This window comes from Pseudomonas sp. W15Feb9B (genome assembly GCF_000828175.1).
GTDB lineage: Bacteria > Pseudomonadota > Gammaproteobacteria > Pseudomonadales > Pseudomonadaceae > Aquipseudomonas > Aquipseudomonas parakoreensis.
The window spans coordinates 1-15,981 of the sequence record NZ_JTKF01000049.1 but is presented as its reverse complement, the minus strand read 5'-3'; the positions used below and the strand labels follow the sequence as shown (position 1 = coordinate 15,981).

General features: G+C 58.3%; 9 protein-coding genes and 1 pseudogene. 2 read left to right on the top strand and 8 right to left on the bottom strand.

Annotation, left to right across the window (positions count from 1 at the left end; all coding sequences use genetic code 11):
• Positions 1-104: 104 nt before the first annotated feature.
• From OC71_RS23140 to OC71_RS23130, 3 genes are all read right to left on the bottom strand, one after another.
• Positions 105-2,135, bottom strand: a complete 2,031-nt coding sequence (locus OC71_RS23140) for a pyridoxamine 5'-phosphate oxidase family protein (RefSeq protein ID WP_041073787.1) — start codon at positions 2,133-2,135, stop codon at positions 105-107.
• 60 nt (positions 2,136-2,195) lie between these two features.
• Entirely contained in the window at positions 2,196-2,822 is a 627-nt protein-coding gene (locus tag OC71_RS23135) for a glutathione S-transferase family protein (RefSeq protein WP_041073785.1), read from the bottom strand.
• A gap of 102 nt (positions 2,823-2,924) precedes the next feature.
• Complete coding sequence (locus tag OC71_RS23130) at positions 2,925-3,851, bottom strand: LysR family transcriptional regulator (RefSeq protein WP_041073783.1); 927 nt, start codon at positions 3,849-3,851, stop codon at positions 2,925-2,927.
• Between the two features lie 333 nt (positions 3,852-4,184).
• Between OC71_RS23130 and OC71_RS23125 the strand changes: the two genes are divergently transcribed.
• Positions 4,185-5,162: a toll/interleukin-1 receptor domain-containing protein gene (locus OC71_RS23125; RefSeq protein ID WP_041073781.1), complete on the top strand. Its 978-nt coding sequence runs from the start codon at positions 4,185-4,187 to the stop codon at positions 5,160-5,162.
• A 64-nt stretch (positions 5,163-5,226) separates the two neighbouring features.
• Here the strand turns inward: OC71_RS23125 and OC71_RS28580 are convergent.
• A pseudogene (locus tag OC71_RS28580) lies at positions 5,227-5,403 on the bottom strand (pyridine nucleotide-disulfide oxidoreductase); the annotation flags it as partial.
• Between the two features lie 305 nt (positions 5,404-5,708).
• Between OC71_RS28580 and OC71_RS23120 the strand changes: the two are divergent.
• Complete coding sequence (locus tag OC71_RS23120) at positions 5,709-7,169, top strand: RES domain-containing protein (protein ID WP_084234281.1); 1,461 nt, start codon at positions 5,709-5,711, stop codon at positions 7,167-7,169.
• 139 nt (positions 7,170-7,308) lie between these two features.
• On the opposite strand, the gene OC71_RS27245 is transcribed toward OC71_RS23120, so the two are convergent.
• The 4 genes from OC71_RS27245 to OC71_RS23105 form a co-directional block, all read right to left on the bottom strand.
• Entirely contained in the window at positions 7,309-7,572 is a 264-nt protein-coding gene (locus OC71_RS27245) for a PAAR domain-containing protein (RefSeq protein ID WP_084234279.1), read from the bottom strand.
• A 279-nt stretch (positions 7,573-7,851) separates the two neighbouring features.
• The gene (locus OC71_RS23115; protein WP_041073779.1) at positions 7,852-8,208 is read right to left on the bottom strand and encodes a hypothetical protein; all 357 of its coding nucleotides are present in this window, start codon (positions 8,206-8,208) and stop codon (positions 7,852-7,854) included.
• 2 nt (positions 8,209-8,210) lie between these two features.
• A complete protein-coding gene (locus tag OC71_RS23110; RefSeq protein ID WP_084234277.1) occupies positions 8,211-12,902 on the bottom strand; it encodes an RHS repeat-associated core domain-containing protein in 4,692 nt (1,563 codons plus the stop codon).
• Positions 12,899-15,805, bottom strand: coding sequence for a type VI secretion system tip protein VgrG (locus OC71_RS23105; protein ID WP_041073777.1), 2,907 nt, complete (start codon positions 15,803-15,805; stop codon positions 12,899-12,901). Before OC71_RS23105 ends, OC71_RS23110 begins: the two co-directional genes overlap by 4 nt.
• Between the last annotated feature and the right edge of the window lie 176 nt (positions 15,806-15,981).

Genomic DNA, 15,981 nt, shown 5'->3' with positions numbered 1-15,981 from the left:
ACATCAATCCTCTGTAGGAGCTGCCGCAGGCTGCGATCTTTTGATTGTAAAAACCCAGAATCAAAAGATCGCAGCCTGCGGCAGCTCCTACAGGGGGAGTTGCGTTACAGATCCAGCACCAGCAACTGCTCGCTCTGCGCCGGCACTGCGCAGCAAATCAGCACCTGCCCCGCTTCCGGCATGTCCGCCGGGGGCTGTGGATAATTCACCGCGCCACTGACCAGGCGCGTCTTGCAGGTGCCGCACGAACCGCCACGGCAACTGAACTCGGGGCGCAGGCCACGGCTTTCTGCGAGCTCCAGCAGACTGCCGCCGTCCGGCTGCCAGCGCGCCTCCTTGGCAGAACGCTCGAACATCACCGGCACTGACGTGATGGCGGCCGGTGGTTGCTCGATGACCGCCGCATCCGGGTCCGGCTGGCGCTTGAGCGTCGACGGGCCGAAGGTCTCGGCATGGATCCGCGCGTCGCGAATGTCCAGCTCGCGCAGACTGTCGTAGACACTTTGGGTAAAAGCGCCGGGGCCACAGACAGCAAAATCGATCTGGTCGTAATCCTCGACCTCCAGCAGATCGCGCAACAGTGCCCCATCAATGCGCCCATGGCGGTCGAAATCCTCGCCCTCGTGCGCATCGGCTTCCGGCTGACTGAGCAGGCGAATCACCCGAACTGCGTCGCCAGCACTGTCCAGCAAGCGATCGAGTTCCTGGCGAAATGGCTGATCGGCCAGGCTGCGCGAACTCTGCAGCAACCACGTCGGCCGGATCCTGCGGGTGCGCAGGCCTTGATACACCACCTCACGCAGCATCGACAGCAACGGCGTAATGCCAACCCCCGCCGCCAGCAGCACCAGCGGCCGTTGTTCCAGCGGCGCCACCGTGAAGTGCCCCTGTGGCGCCCGTGCCTCGAGGACATCGCCGACCCGGATCTGCTGGTGCAAATGGCCTGAAACCAGGCCCTCGCGTTTTACACTGATGCGCAGGAAATCATCCGATGGCGCACTCGACAGGCTGTAGGTGCGGATATGCGTTTCCCCGTTCAGAGTGAAGCGCAGCGGCAGATGCTGGCCAGCCTGAAACACTGGCATCCCTGCGCCATCGTCCGGTTGCAGATAGATCGAGCGGATGTGCTGGCTCTCCCTTTCGATACGGGTTACCCGCAGCGGCCGCCAGCGGTCACCGAGAGCCTTGGCCTGCAGACGTGCGTCCGCCTGGGCCCAGGTGCCGGTCAACAGGCTGGTGGGCGACATACCGTCGAAGCGCCAGCGCAGGGCCAGTGCCGCCGGACGCCGCACGAGTTTCTCGACTTCGAATGTCCACAGACGCTCGGCGCCCTGGAACGCTTCAATCTGCGGCCCTTCAAGGATGATTTCGGTCCGCCCGCTCAGTTGCAGCACATCGCCTGTGGAAAAGTCGATGAACAGCAGACCAGCCTTGGGATTGAGCAGCAGATTACCGAGCGTGTTGAAGTGCAGATTGCCGGCAAAATCCGGGATGGTCAGGCGATGACCTTCAACCCGGACAAACCCGGCCTGCCCGCCACGATGGGAAACATCCACCGCACGTTGTCCGTCGGCATCGACGTAACTGGCGACAAAGAAGGTGTCGGCGCCTTCGATCATCGACCGGGCCGCGTCATCAAGACCGTCGCCGTGCTGCGCTGGCCGCGTCTGCGGATCGGTCAGCGGTACGCGCTGGAACTGGCGTAGCTGGATGTATTGCGGACAGTTGCCGAAAGCCTGATCCACGCTCACCTCGAAACCCTGCTCGGTGAGATTGGCGACATGACCGTTGAGGCGATTGCGGCGGCGGGTATGCAATTCAATGCCGAGCAACCCGATCGGTTCGCCATTGCGCAATTGCGCTGGATCATCAGCAGCGGGTTGGCTGGCGAAATGCAGATGCCCGGGATCAGGCGAATGAGCAAACCCTGGCGCGCCCTCGAGCACACTGGCCCATGGACGCCCGTCACCATCGACCGCGCCGTACAGCATGAACGGCAATTGCTCATAAAAGGCGCGGTGTTGATCCGGCATCCAGTCGCGAATCACTTTTCGGCCAAAGGCCTCCATGCGCTCGGCAACGCCGACATGGGCCTGCAGTTGTTGCTCGCCAGCGTGCCACGGTGAACGTTCCATCACGCCTCTCCCCGCGCCGCCGGCGCATTGTGGATAACTCGATCAGATCAGGGCTGAACCTCAGGCAGTCTTTTGCAGACCAGCGACCGTGCGTGGCATGCCGACAAAACCGGGCAAGGCTTCAACCCGCGCCAGCCAGGCACGCACGTTGGTGTAGTCGTCCAGCGACACGTTGCCTTCCGGCGCATGGGCGATGTAGCTGTAGGCGGACACGTCGGCGATGGTCGGCTCGCTGCCGGCCAGGTACGGGGTCTTGCCCAGTTCCACGTCCATCACTTTGAGCAGGTTGTGCGCACGGGTAATCGCTTCTTCAGCATTCAACTGTGCGCCAAACACCGTCACCAATCGGGCAGCAGCAGGTCCGAAAGCAATCGGCCCTGCTGCGGCCGACAGCCAGCGCTGAACCCTTGCAGCGCCCAGCGGATCGGTCGGCAGCCAGCGACCATTGCCATACTTGAGCGCCAGGTACACCAGAATCGCGTTGGAGTCGGCCAGCACTACACCGCCATCATCGATCGCCGGCACCTGGCCGAAGCTGTTGATCGCCAGATACGGCGCCTGCTTGTGCTCACCCTTGGCCAGATCGACCAGGATCAGTTCGGTCGGCAGTTGCAGCAGGGACAACATCAGCTCCACCCGATGGGCGTGGCCGGAACGCGGGAAGTTGTAGAGTTTGATCGCTTGCATGGTCGACTCCGCTGGAGGTGGCGCCGTTCGGGATGGCAGCGCCGATGGAGGCCATCTTCCCCCCATCCTCAAAGCAACAGAATCACCAGCAATCGCAATCGATTATTTCACCGAATGAAATAACGCTGCGTTCTGCAGCGCCGGATGCTCTCGCAAGGCTTTCACTGCATGGTCGACAAAACTGCGTACCCGCGCCGGTGCCTTGCGCCCGCCTTGATACACCACATGGATCGGCAGCGGCGGCAGTTCGAAGTCGGCGAGGACAATTTCCAGCTCACCGCAGGCCACCTTGCCGGCGACCTGATAAGACAACACCCGGGTCAGCCCCAAGCCCAGGCAAGCCGCAGTAATCGCCGCCTGGTTGGCGGTGACCACCAGCCTCGGTTCTGGCCGCACGCTGATCGCTTCGCCCTGATCCACAAACGGCCAACTGCGCAACTGGCCGATGGCCGAGGTCGCCACCACCGGCGCGCCGGCCAGCGCCTGTGGATGCTCGGGGCGGCCGTACCGGGCCAGATAGGCCGGCGACGCACAGATCACCCGCCGCACTTCGCCAACCCGGATCGCGTGCTGATTGCTGTCCGGCAACTCACCGATGCGCACCGCGACATCGATGCCCTCCTCGACCATGCTCACCACCCGATCAACCAACAGCGCATTGATCGAAACGTCCGGGTATTGCGTCAGATAACTGGTCATCAGCTGCGTGACAAACAACTCACCGAACAAAACCGGCGCAGTCACCGTCAATTGCCCACGGGGCTGGGCGTGACTGCCGGCCGCCGAATCCTCGGCTTCCTGCACCTCGGCGAGAATTCTCCGACAGTCTTCCAGATAACGCTGACCCGCTTCGCTCAGATGCACACTGCGTGTGGTACGGATCAGCAACTGTGTGCCAATACGCTGCTCCAGCGCTGCAACCGCGCGAGTGACACTGGCGGCGGACAAGCCAAGGCGTCGCGCCGCTGCCGAGAAGCCCTGCTCCTGAGCCACCGTGGCGAAGATCTGCATTTCCTGGAAGCGGTCCATGGATGCCCTCGAGTCGGATACAAAAATCGCAGCCGAGGCTGCGATTTTTGCGGGTGTGAACAAGAAATAAAGATTGTCACAGGGCCTCACGGATTTCGCGGCCTCCAAGGGTGTTCGAAGAAGCGCATCGAAAAATAAAGGCTGTCACAAAAATCGATATCCACAAAAAATGGAGCCTACTGCAATAAATAAAGGTTGTCGCAGGATTTAACCAGGATCCGAAAGTCTCAAAGGGGCCCTAAATTTGAAGGCCTGCCGGTTATGATGCTTTAGCTGTAAGCATTGCTAAGAGAGCAAACGAATGCTCATGACCGCGACTGAAAGCGAGCAGATATGACGGAATCAGATAACCGTGGCTCTATCTTCATCTCATACGCGTGGGGCGAAAGCTTCGAGAACAAAGAATGGGTACGTCGACACATAGTTTCCTATTTGGAATGGAACCATGACGTCTTCTGGGATCGAGACAACATCGATTACGGCGAGCTACCAGACGTTGTCATTTCCAAACAGTTGGCTAAGCGACCGCTGACGGTTTTGTGCCTTTGTGATCAGGACTATTTGCAATCGGCGAAAAAAGAAGGCTCCGGACTGTCTCGTGAGCTACAGATGCTGGCCGAAATTATCGGTCAACCTGGTGTCAGGGTTATACCGCTAATCCTTGAGTCTGGATGCACTGGTCACCTACCGGATCCCTTGATCAATCGCATTTACCTAAATCTTCAGCCCTTAATACAGCGGAAGATAGATATCGGGATGACGCTAGCGGATCTGGCGGAAGGTTGCAGCCAGGCAGTGGTGCAATCCGGTATCAATAAGACGCTGGCCGCATTCAAGCTACGAGAGCGTGCCAATACTTATCCCAGGAAGACCCCAATAACGTTATGGGGCAACCCTCAAAATCATGAAGTCACTGTCTATTCTGAGGAAGCTGCACCCTACCTGCTAAAGCCTCCTAAGTGGATGTGGGAAAGCGATCGTTGGAATTACATGCTCAATGATGACGGCCCGACATTTTGCCCCACCAAAGGAATCTGGCATTGGGAATGTTGCGCTATCTCTCTGGATATACGCCCATTGAGTACAGCGGCGGTATCTACATTTTTTCCGCAACTAACCAGTGTGGATGAACAGGAGTTACTGAATACGGCAGGCATACTGCTGGCATCAAAACTGTTCAAAACCTTCAAAATTAATGAGATCTTCACGTTCAGTGCTGAGGATCTGACGACCTACCTGATCAACAGCGAAGATGGATTTCGTATCCTTGAGCGACTGCTGGACGCAGCCGAAGCCATTGCCCATGCCTGACCTCGCTACGCCGTAGCGTTGGCAATCAATACGTGGAAAGGGCTTCACGGCCTCGCTGAACTCTTCAGACGAGCTCCTGAATGAGATAGTGATTTACCTCCTTCACAACGCTGCGAGCGGTGCGTGTCACCCCGATCAACGTCGCGGAAGCCAAGCCAGTCCAGTCGCCATAGCCAACTATCCAAAGCCGAGGTTCGATTGAAGAGCGGTTGTCGTGAACGTCGACTCGCCCCTGACCACCACATCCAGAAGTGTGTTTTGAGTGTCCATTGACTACTCCCTCCGGCTAAGGCAGGGCTCTCAAAATCGCTCGATGTAAGAGACGTGCGAAGGTTTTTGGATGGCTCGCGGTCGCAGTTGCTGTACCAACTCAACAGCTCGGGTACCGAAGCCGCTCTGCATGTCGCACCAAACGCTGCCCAAGAGCCATGACAACGACATCATCCATGTTTGCCAGATATAGTTAACTAGCCCTCCCCTCCATACGGCAAAGAGAGAAATCAATGAGTTTTTCCGTTCGTACCATCACTGTCAGCGGCATTAAAAATGCGTGAGCCTGATGGAGAGACCAAATTGGTCTGCGCGTCGTGCGTGACGGAGGGCTATCTCCAATCGTTGATCGAAGCCAAACCAAGTGGCAGCTGTAGCTACTGCGAGAAAGCTGCTGCACCGTGCTTCGAAATCGACGACTTGGCGGACCTCGTTGAAGAGGCATTCGAGTCTCATTTCCGTAGAACACCATCGGAGCCCAGTGATTACGAGTACGCGCTGATTCGGGATCGCGAGATCAGTTATGACTGGAGCCGAGGCGGTACGCCGGTTCTCGACGTCATTGTCGATATCGCAAGCTGCGAACAGGAGGTCGGTGAGGACCTACTGGAGATCCTGCAGGATCGACATGGGTCCTACGACCCCAGCGACCCCACGGGTGATGAGGATGAATTTTCCCCCGAGTCGTACTACGAGAGGAGGAACGTCAACAGCGTTTTCTGGCAGGTGCAGTGGCATCAGCTCGAAATGGCGTTGAAGTACGAGAGCAGGCTATTCAACCAAGAAGTGTTGAATCTGTTCCAGAACGTCTTCGCGGGGCTGGAGGAGGCCCGGACGCACCATGGTGGGCTAACCATCGTCGAGGCTGGGCCTGGGACTGAGCTGCTCGGACTGTACCGGGCACGGGAGTTCCAGAGTCAGGACGAACTCAAAAAGGCACTTGAGGAGCCTGTCAAAAAACTCGGCCCACCTGCAGGTCCTATTGCGCGTGCAAACCGTATGAACTCCTCCGGGATCTCGGTGTTTTATGGAGCGAAGGACGCGAAGTCAGCTCTCGCAGAGGTTCGACCAGCCGTGGGCAGCCAGGTGGTGGTTGCTCAGTTTATGTTCACCCGGCCTTTGCGGTTGCTGGACCTGCGATCCCTAGAGTCGATCACGTGCAAGGGCAGCTTATTCGATCCTGTCTTCGTTCAAGAAGTAGAGCGCATCGCTTTCTTGCGGACGCTGGCTAGGCGGCTGACCCTACCGGTTATGCCTGGTGACCAAGACCATGAGTACTTGATAACCCAAGCGGTAGCCGACTATCTGGCGTCACTTAAAAAGCCTTTGCTGGATGGGATCATTTTCCCCTCGGTCCAAGACGGAGTTGGCGAGAATGTCGTCCTTTTTCACAAGGCGTCCCTGATCGAGCACCTGCCATATCCACACGGGACTCGTCTATCCTCAAGCCTGCTCGATTACGAACCTGAAACCGACGAGGGCTATCCGTCGTTTTCGATTCATATAACTCAGCCAAAAATTTCTAAGGAGGATAAGAGACGGCTCCGCCTGATTCCACTCGAACCTGATTGGGAATTCAAAACTGAGCGGGAACCTGCGCTGAGGCTGCTAATCGACTCGATTGTGGTGCATACCGTCAAAGCCGTAGAGGTGCACACGTCCCAAGATCGAGTGTTCATCAGCCACGGTACCGCTTTCGAACGCGCGGACGATGATGGGGCTTTCAGCGAGTTTTAGCTCTGAACTACAACTGCGCAGCTATCAGGGCAGCTTCTGCCCTGAAGGATATCGTCTGATCACGAGCACGACCGGGTAAAGCGGCAACGACATGGCGATTGATGCTGGATCACATTCGACTTGCGACGCACCTCCGGAATCAACTAATGACTGCTCCCTTAGGACCGCTTGCAATCAAGCTAGCACCACACGCGGTTTTCATACCGTGCAGTGCAATTGGGGTGCCGCAGACTGAATAGGTACTACTGCCTTCTGCGATAGGAAAAATACCTTTGCAAAGTGGACAACTGACCTTGTGGCCTACACCCGAAATCGGTTTCCCATTGAGATCGGTCTGGGGAAATGCTTCGAGCACCACTCCACCATGGCTGGTGGAGTCGCCCAAGCGAATGACGTCTTTCACCTTGCGTATCCTTGATCAGAAGTGATCGCCATAAAATGAAACGCTCGCAGGAGATTATTTCAATTATTTACTGTGCTTGTACCCAAGCCGCGCTACTCGAAGTGAAATAGTGTGTGCCCGGTTTATCGCGCACTTATGCTCCTTCGGCCTCAGCTCCAAAGACTCCAGCTAATGGGACACAACTCTCGTATGGCCTTTAGGCAAATCTCAAGGACCAAACCATATTTAAATAAACCCTGAAAAATATGATCTTTTCCGGGGAGAGTTAAGAGAGTTCACTCATTCGGCTGGATCCAGCTCAGCCATCCAGACATCCTCGTAACCCTCTCTGTCGATAATGAATTTCGCACCTTCAGGTAGGAAAAGATATTTCACTACCTCCGGAAGCTCCTCCATTAAATGCCCGGTGTGAAGCGCTTGGTAAAAACCACTAACAGGCGAATGTTCTCCACAGTGAATAAACCAACTGATCGTACCCCCCTCAGGTAGTTTGACCCTAGTCCCGTAAATTGGAGACTTATGCAGGGTATCCAAGGCAATAGCGACCATTTCCTCGGGGGCGTGTAAGGGTAATCCATACTTAGCACACACCTGTCTTTGAGATTCATCAGGAGTGATCAGTTTGGCCTGCTTCATAGCTAAATTCCTAGTTTACTTTTCATACATTTTGAAAATGCCGAAGCGTGTCCCCCCTGCTGACGAGAGCAGGTAGGGCAATGGGGCTGCACTGCTTCCAATGATGTTTGAGCCCCAACATCATTAGTACCCGTTCGATAATATTCTACTACAAGCGCATCTTTATGATCCGCGACCATTTTAGGAGCTTTCTTTCCGCACCTGACGCAGCTAAGGCCCTGCATCTCCGCTGTTTGCCCTCTAGTGGGCCCACAATCCGGAGCTCGCTTATACGCTGTGGTTATATCGGGTTTTGGATCAAAAAGCTTCCCATCAGGAACTCCTAGATCACTAAGAGGTACTTTCTTCCCGGTTCCATCGATTGTACTTGTGAGTCCGAGGGGGTCAACCCAGCCAGTTGGGTTAGGAGCATAGGTATATCCGTTCAGGCCACCTGCATAACCGATAGGATCTATACTGATATAGCGGCCAACAGCTGGATCATAATAGCGATGACGGTTGTAATGCAGCCCTGTCTCATGATCGTGATATTGCCCTTGGAACCTGATCGGGTTCATCACACCATGCTGCCTCGCCCATTCCGAGCGATGTTCCGTCACCTGCCCCCACGCCTTGTATTGCGCGGTCCAGGCCAGGTTGCCTTGGGAATCTGTCAGTTCCTGCGGCGTACCGAGGTGATCACATTGGTACCAGGACAACGCATCAAACGGTAACGCCATTGCCTTGTGATTCCACACCGGGTCTTCATCGAAGCTGTATTCACCGCTGTAATCCGGCAGCCCGATCAGATTGATCGGTGCATGTCGTACAGCCTGCGCAACAGGAACAAAAGTCCCCGGCTCGAAGACGTAGTGCACCGTGCGACCCGGTTCGCCATCGCTCTGCGCTGGACTGCTTTCCCAGGCTAGATTGTCGCCATCCCAACCGTACAAGGTGAAACCGCAGCCGAGTTCTCGCTGTTTGCGAGCGTGTTCGTTTCTGTTCCAGAGAGAGCCTGCTTCCGGGCGCTGTTTGTAGTGCGCGCGGGAGTTTTTGTGCAGGCGGCGTCCCAGTGCGTCGTAGGCGAAATCCACGCTCAGGCGCGTGTCCTCGAAATGCACCAGTCGATCAAACAGGTCCCAACACAAATCACTGCGTTGGCCGTTGTGCCATCGCTGAATCTGGTTGCCGCGTTCGTCGTAGTCGTAATGCGTGCCGATGTACTCGCGCAGCAGGTTGTCGATCAATTTGCTGCGCGGTGGGGTCAGATCCAGTGGTCGGCGAATCTCTGTCGCTTTTTCGTCGAGCAGGTTGCCGGCTGGGTCGAAGGCAAAAGTTTCCACGCCTTGACGCGTTACGGCGCTAAGCAGACGACCGACAGGATCGTAGCGATAGGCGATTGGCCCGCGGCGGCTGTCGTTGATGTCAGTCAGTTGGCCTACAGCGTCGTAGGTGTATTCGCGTTTGAGCAGCGTGGATTTGTCGTCGCTGCGTCCCAGCAACTGCTCCTGCAAGCGACCGACCGGATCCCAGCTTTGGGTTTGCAGCAGGTGGTTGCCTTGATGGCGGGCGACTTCGCGGTGCAGGTCGTCACGCTCATAGCCGATCAGTTCATGTTCATCCATGCGTAGGCCGAGCAGGTGACCGCTGCCGTACGTCAGCCAACTGACGCGGTGGCCATCGGGGCGAACGGTAGCGACTCGTTGGTTGAGCGCGTCGTACTCGTGCTGCCAGATCGCGACGGTGGGCTTTTCCAGTCCGAGATAATGTTGGTGTTCGCGCAGCAGATTGCCGGCCGGGTCGTGGAACCATTGCAGGCGGCTGTCGGCATTGTTGGCAAGCACCAAGTTGCCGTTGCCATCGTAGGCAAAGGTTTCGCTTTGCGACTGGTCGCCCAAGGTGGCGCGACGTTCAGTCAAACGTCCCATCGGGTCGAAACTCAGCGAGATGACGCGTTGGCCATTGATCGATTGGGCGAGGCGACCGGTGAGCGGGTCGTACTGATAGCGTGTGCTGCGCCCATCGAAACCGCGCTCTTCGAGCAGACGACCGACCGAGTCGTAGTGGAAGTGGGCGCGTTGTTCGTTTTCGTTTTCCAGGGCGGTTAACCGTCCGAGGCGGTCCCAGCGATAGCGCAGGGTTTGCTCGGCGGCATCGACACGTTCGGCAATCAAACCGGCCGCGCTATAGCTCCAGGTGGTGCAGCGATCGAGACCGTCGACATGCGTCAACAGCCGGCCTTCAGCGTCGCGTTCAAAGCGCTCTTCAGTCTTGTCCGGGTGCTTGATTAGCACCAGTTGGCCAGCCTTGTATTGGTATTCGGTGGCGTTACCGGCGGCGTCGGTGAAGCAGATCATCTGCCCCAGTTCGTTGTATTCCCAGGTGCTGGTCTTGCCTGAGCAGTCGACGTACTCGACCAGTTGCCCGGCGTCGTTGTAGTCCAACGTCTTTTCGTTGCCGTTGGCGTCCTTGATCGCGGTGGGCTGACCGGATTTGTTGTAGGCGTATTCGGTTTTGTTGCCCAGCGGATCGAGCGCTTCGACCAGGTTGCCTTGGTCGTCATAGGCGCGTTGCCACTGACCACCCTCGGCGTCGCTGATCTTGATCAGCAGGTCCTGATCATCGTAGGCGTAATGCATCACCGTGTGATCGGCACGGATGTGTTCGAGCAGGTTACTGCGTTCATCGTAGCTGTAGCGATCGGTGCTGCCGTCGGCATTCACGCGGCGCACGATGTTCTTGGCCTCGTCGCGGAAGAACCATTCCGAACGCTCGTCCGCGTAGCGAATGCGGTAGGTGTAGCCAAGGATGTCGTAGTAGTGCCAGGTCTCGTTGCCAAGGGCGTCGGTGACGTAGGTCAGACGAATGTTTTCGTCCCACTCCAGGCGTGAGTCGAAGCTGCCGTCGTCCGCCCATTCGCGGATGGCTTTGGCCTTGGCGCTTGAACCGTCCCACTGCAGGTTCATGCCGCGCCCGGTGCGGTCGGTGTAGCGGGTGATCAGGTGATGCTGGAACTGATACGACCAGACTGCGCCGTTCTCGTCCTGCGCCTGAATCAGATCGCCATAGGCGTCGTATTGGTAGGCGCAGAGCTGTCGCTGCGGTTCGCCGTCAACGATTTGCCAGAGACCGATAAACCGGCCGTGATCGTCGATCATCGTGCCGAGGTGCAGGTGGACTTTGGTGATGTCGTTTTCCTGATAGGTGATCAGGTCGGAGAGCAGCGAGTGTTCGCCGTGACGATGCTCGTAATGCAGCATGACCCCGGCGCCGTTGCGCAGGGAGATGTTGGTCAGTACATAACGCTGGCCACGGCGGACGTAGGTTTCCTTGCGTTCAAAACCGTGGCACAGCAATAGCTGATCTTCGCTGGCACGAACGAGGGTGATGTTTTCGATGGCGTCGTAATGAAACAGACCGACTTTGGGCAGCGGATAGCTGTGGTCACGGCCGTCGGCGCCGTAGAAGGTCAGGCCATCGTCCACGCAGTCGAAGCGCGTGGTGAACTCGCTGATCCAACGGGCACCGAGTTCGCTCTGATCGTAGGCGTCGAGCCGTGAGTTGTAAGTTCGGGTCCACTCGATCGAGAAGGGGCCGGGCAGGCTGAAATCGGTATGGCTGAAGCTTTCCGAACCCAAGGCGAAATTGATGCTGAAGTTCGTGGCACATTCACAGGGGCCTTTCTTTGGATTGGGCGCGCCTTTCGCCGGTGCCTGTTGGCCGTGGGCGGCCAACTGCCCCTCAGATGCCGTACGCTTCGCCTGTCCGGTCTTCTCCGGATGGACGGCGGCGTTCTGGCCATGGGCATTGCGCTTGCGCCACAACGTCACGGCGCTGGAAAGAATCAGCAGCAACCAACCGATGGAGTTCTGAACGGACTCATCATCCAGCTTGCTCAACTGGGTGCGCAGCTCCGGGCCCATCGCCCGCAGTTTCGCGGTTTCCGTGGCAACCCGCTTCTTCACCTCATCGGGCAGCAGGTGATCGGCCGCACTGTTGGCCAAGCCTTTGCCTGCGGCCTTATAAGCGCTGCACGCGGCGCCGAAGATGTTGCCGAACGATGCAAGGGGATCATTCTTGAATTGATCGACCGCCGCACTCGCTTGTGCGCCGGCCGCGTTTAGGTCGCCCTTGGCATCAAGCTTGCCATTGGCCACCGTCTCGAGGCCTTTGGCAATCTCGTTGATGACGTCTTCGCCCAGCTTGCCAGCGTCCGCCAGAATGCCCGGCAGTTTGCCTTTGGCCTGTTCAACAAAATCATCCAGCGTGCCGATAATCGAGGCGTTCAGGTGACCGACCAGCACCTCAATCACGGAGGTGCTGAGCAACAACTTGCTGCTGGCCCTCATCTCCTGACGCACCAGAAACAGCGTCGGACGCAGGGTCATCCGGGCTGCCGCCATCGCCGGTGGCAGCGGCAAAACACCGATCAGGTTGATGCCCAGACTGGCCCACGCGAGCAGGTCGCGTTTCTGCGCGTTCGACAGCGTGACGATGTCACCCAGCGCATCGACCAGAGCCATGATGTTGCCTACCACGGGTAAGGCGCCGGCGACGTTCTTGATTCGGTCGAGAGTGACCACACCGCCACTGGCCGATTGCAGCCAGGCATCGAAGGTCGCCGCGCTACTCGCAACGTCCTGAATGTCGATGGCATTCAGGGGAACAATGGCAACCTGAGGTTCACGTTTTACAACAGCATTTTCAGTGGTCATGACAGCATCTCACCCGCCAGCAGGCCCGGGGTTTTCAAGGAAGGTTTTGGAAGTGTCGGCGCCGGCAGACTCGGCAACTTGCCCGCCTTGCTCGCTGCCCCGAGGATCCCCGACGCACTCGGCATCGCCGCACTCGCCAGTTTCGGCAGCCCGGCCACCCCGCCCAGCACAACGCCCTTCACCTGCTGCGCCGTTTTCATCGCACCTTGCGCGGTCTGCATTGCACCCATCCCTGTCTGTGCCAATTCCTTGCCCTTCTCCAACATGTCCCAGTTCTTGCTCGGCAGCGCCTGCGCGACCATCGCCTGCACCTGACTCGGCACGTCCTCAGTACCCAGCGGATTCAACGGCCATTCCGGTTTGCCGATGTAGCTGCCGTCGCTCCAGGTGTCAGCCGGATCCTTGCCGAACAGCACCCGCGCCGGGCCCGGTGCGGCGCCGGCAACGCTGGCGAACCCCTTCGCGTCGAGCTTGCCCTTGATGCTTTTGCCGAGGGCATCGATGACTTCGTAATCGCCGTCCTTGATGCCCTGTCGCCCGGCGTACTGGTTGAACAGCTCCAGATTGCCCTTGCCCGGTTTCGGCGGTTCCGGGAACACGCCGGCCAGGGATTTCGCCCCGGTGTAGGCAAAGTTCGCCGCGTGGGCGGTGTACGGGCCGCTGGTGGCGTGGGTAATGCCGCCGGCGTTGTAGGTCGTAGCGCTGCCGCCGCCCTGGATCACCAGTTCGGTCTTCGCGGTGATGGTGATGCGGTCGGCATTGGCGGTGATGTTGAGTTTGGCCAGCAGGTTGATGCTGTCCTTGAGCGCCTTGACGTCGATGTCGCCGGAGGCCGCCACCAGCCTCCAGCCCATGCTCTGCACGAACAGGCGCATGCCGCGACTGGCGCTGGCCAGCAGGCGTTTGCCGATGGAAAAACTGGTGTGACCGGTGCTGCTCAACGCCAGGTGTTCGCCGGTGGCGATATGGCTGGAGCGCGGCGTGGTCAGGGCGATACCGGCGGGACTGGCGAGCACCAGATGCGGCTCGGTGAACTCAGGGAATTCGTTGGCGGTGAGGTTCGCAGGTCCCGAGCCGAGCACGCCCTGGTGCTGCGCGTGCAAGGCCTTGGCCACGTCGTCCTGATCGCCCGCTTCCTGGGCCTGAAGCTCTTTGGCTTGCGTGGCGAAACCGCCCTGTTGATCGCTGGCCGTAGCCAGACGTTCGGCGGTTTCCGGCAGGTCCTTGTGGTGCTTGGATTCGTTCGGACGCGGTTCGGTGGTGATCAGCAATCCCGCGCCCGCACGCACGGCGCCGTGGCGGTCGGTTCTTAATTCAAAACCTTCACCCCGAGGCTGACCGCCGCTTGGACGTGGATGGGTCAGGTAACCGAGGTTGATCGCGCTCGCACCGTGATCACTGCGCAGCGCGATGCTGATTTCGCTGGTGGTGTCGTCGATGCGCAGTTCGTTGGCGCGGCTGCCCTTGTATTCCTTGCTCTTGACCGTGGCCAGGGTCTTGAAGTCCGGCAATTTGTACGGCGGCAGGTTGGCGCCGTGGTACAGGCAACCGGTGATCAGCGGCTGGTCGGGATCGCCTTCGAGGAAGGTGATCAGCACTTCCATGCCGACCCGCGGAATGTTAATCGAACCAAATGTTTCGGCGGCCCAGCTGGAGGCCACGCGCATCCAGCAGGTGGTCTTGTCGTCGTGCTGACCTTCGCGGTCCCAGAAGAACTGCACCTTCACCCGGCCGTACTGGTCGCAGAAGATTTCTTCGCCTTCGGGGCCGGTGACCACGGCGCTTTGCGAACCGAGGACTTTGGGTTTCGGGTGATCCAGCGGCGGGCGGTACGGCACATCCCACGGGATCGCGTTGAAGCGGTTGCGATAGCCCTGATGGAAGTCGTCCTTGTCGTCGGTGGTGTCGCTGGTCACCGACTCTTCCAGCACTTGCGGCTGTTTGCCTTCGTGGAAGATTTCAGTGAGCAGCCACAGGTCGTTCCACGTCGGGTTGGCGTGGTCGGTCAGGGCCAGAAAATGCCCGGTGACGAGGATCGGCTGGTCGCTGTTGCCCTCGGCCAGGCGATAATCGCTGCGGTGGCGTTCGAGGTTGCGGTGGGCCAGGTGCTTGCCACGCTCGCGATCCACGAAACGACCCGGGTAATCGTAATCTTCCAGGTCTGGCTGGGCGCTGCTTTTGGCGTCGCTTTCCAGCTCGATCTTCGGTCTGACGAAGTCGTAATCGCGTCGCGTGGTGCGGCTGGTGCGGGTGGCCAGACGCAGGCCGAAACGCTTGACCACCGGTTTGTCCGCCACCAGCCCGGAGTCCTGCTGATAAGCCACCGGCGCGAGTTTCGGGAACACCGTCTGGTCATCGCCGAAGGTCAGTTTGTGGCCGCTGGACGTGTGCTGGAAGTGGTAATGAATCCCCTCCTCCTCGCACAGGCGCTGGACAAAATGCAGGTCACTTTCATCGTACTGCGTGCAGTAGATGCGCTCGGGATAGATCGCGCTCAGCTGGAAGTGGTAATCGCTGGCGAGGATGCCGTGTTCTTCCAGCACCTGACTGATGATCTGCTGCACGGTCATCTGCTGGAAAATGCGCTGGTTGAAGCGGTGCGCGAGGTACGAAAGCTGTGGTCGCAGGGAGATCTTGTAGCGGGTTAGGCGTTTGCCAGCCTCGCCCTGGGCGATGCTGTAGATCAGCCCGTGAATGCCGCTTCCGCTCGGCGACAGCTGAAGAAACGCCAATTTGTGCAGCAGGCTTTCGAGATTGATCGAGGTCTTTTCGCTGACCAGTTCCAGCTCGAATTCAAAGGGCGTGTTGAGGGCTTCTCGACCGGTGAACGACAGCACCTGGAAATCGCTGTCCGCGCCATCGATGGTCAGGTTGAAATGAGGCTGGTTGGCCGGTGAGAACATTCCCTTGTCCCTTGCGCAGTGCTGCGATACGCGCCAGATCGCTAAGAATCTGGCGGCAAAAAATTCTTTTGAAATTCATGATCTCGGCCAGCAGCGCTGGCCGAGACAGTACAACCATCAGCCGCGATTAAACGACTGGAGCACGCCAGTCATCTGAACCCGAAGTACCGGATACT

What these genes read in the sequence shown, in the direction of transcription:
- OC71_RS23130 (WP_041073783.1), bottom strand. Translation starts at nt 3,851, where the DNA reads ATGGACCGCTTCCAGGAAATGCAGATCTTCGCCACGGTGGCTCAGGAG.
- OC71_RS23120 (WP_084234281.1), top strand. Translation starts at nt 5,709, where the DNA reads ATGCGTGAGCCTGATGGAGAGACCAAATTGGTCTGCGCGTCGTGCGTG.
- OC71_RS23115 (WP_041073779.1), bottom strand. Translation starts at nt 8,208, where the DNA reads ATGAAGCAGGCCAAACTGATCACTCCTGATGAATCTCAAAGACAGGTG.
- OC71_RS23125 (WP_041073781.1), top strand. Translation starts at nt 4,185, where the DNA reads ATGACGGAATCAGATAACCGTGGCTCTATCTTCATCTCATACGCGTGG.
- OC71_RS23105 (WP_041073777.1), bottom strand. Translation starts at nt 15,805, where the DNA reads ATGTTCTCACCGGCCAACCAGCCTCATTTCAACCTGACCATCGATGGC.
- OC71_RS23140 (WP_041073787.1), bottom strand. Translation starts at nt 2,135, where the DNA reads ATGGAACGTTCACCGTGGCACGCTGGCGAGCAACAACTGCAGGCCCAT.
- OC71_RS23110 (WP_084234277.1), bottom strand. Translation starts at nt 12,902, where the DNA reads ATGACCACTGAAAATGCTGTTGTAAAACGTGAACCTCAGGTTGCCATT.
- OC71_RS23135 (WP_041073785.1), bottom strand. Translation starts at nt 2,822, where the DNA reads ATGCAAGCGATCAAACTCTACAACTTCCCGCGTTCCGGCCACGCCCAT.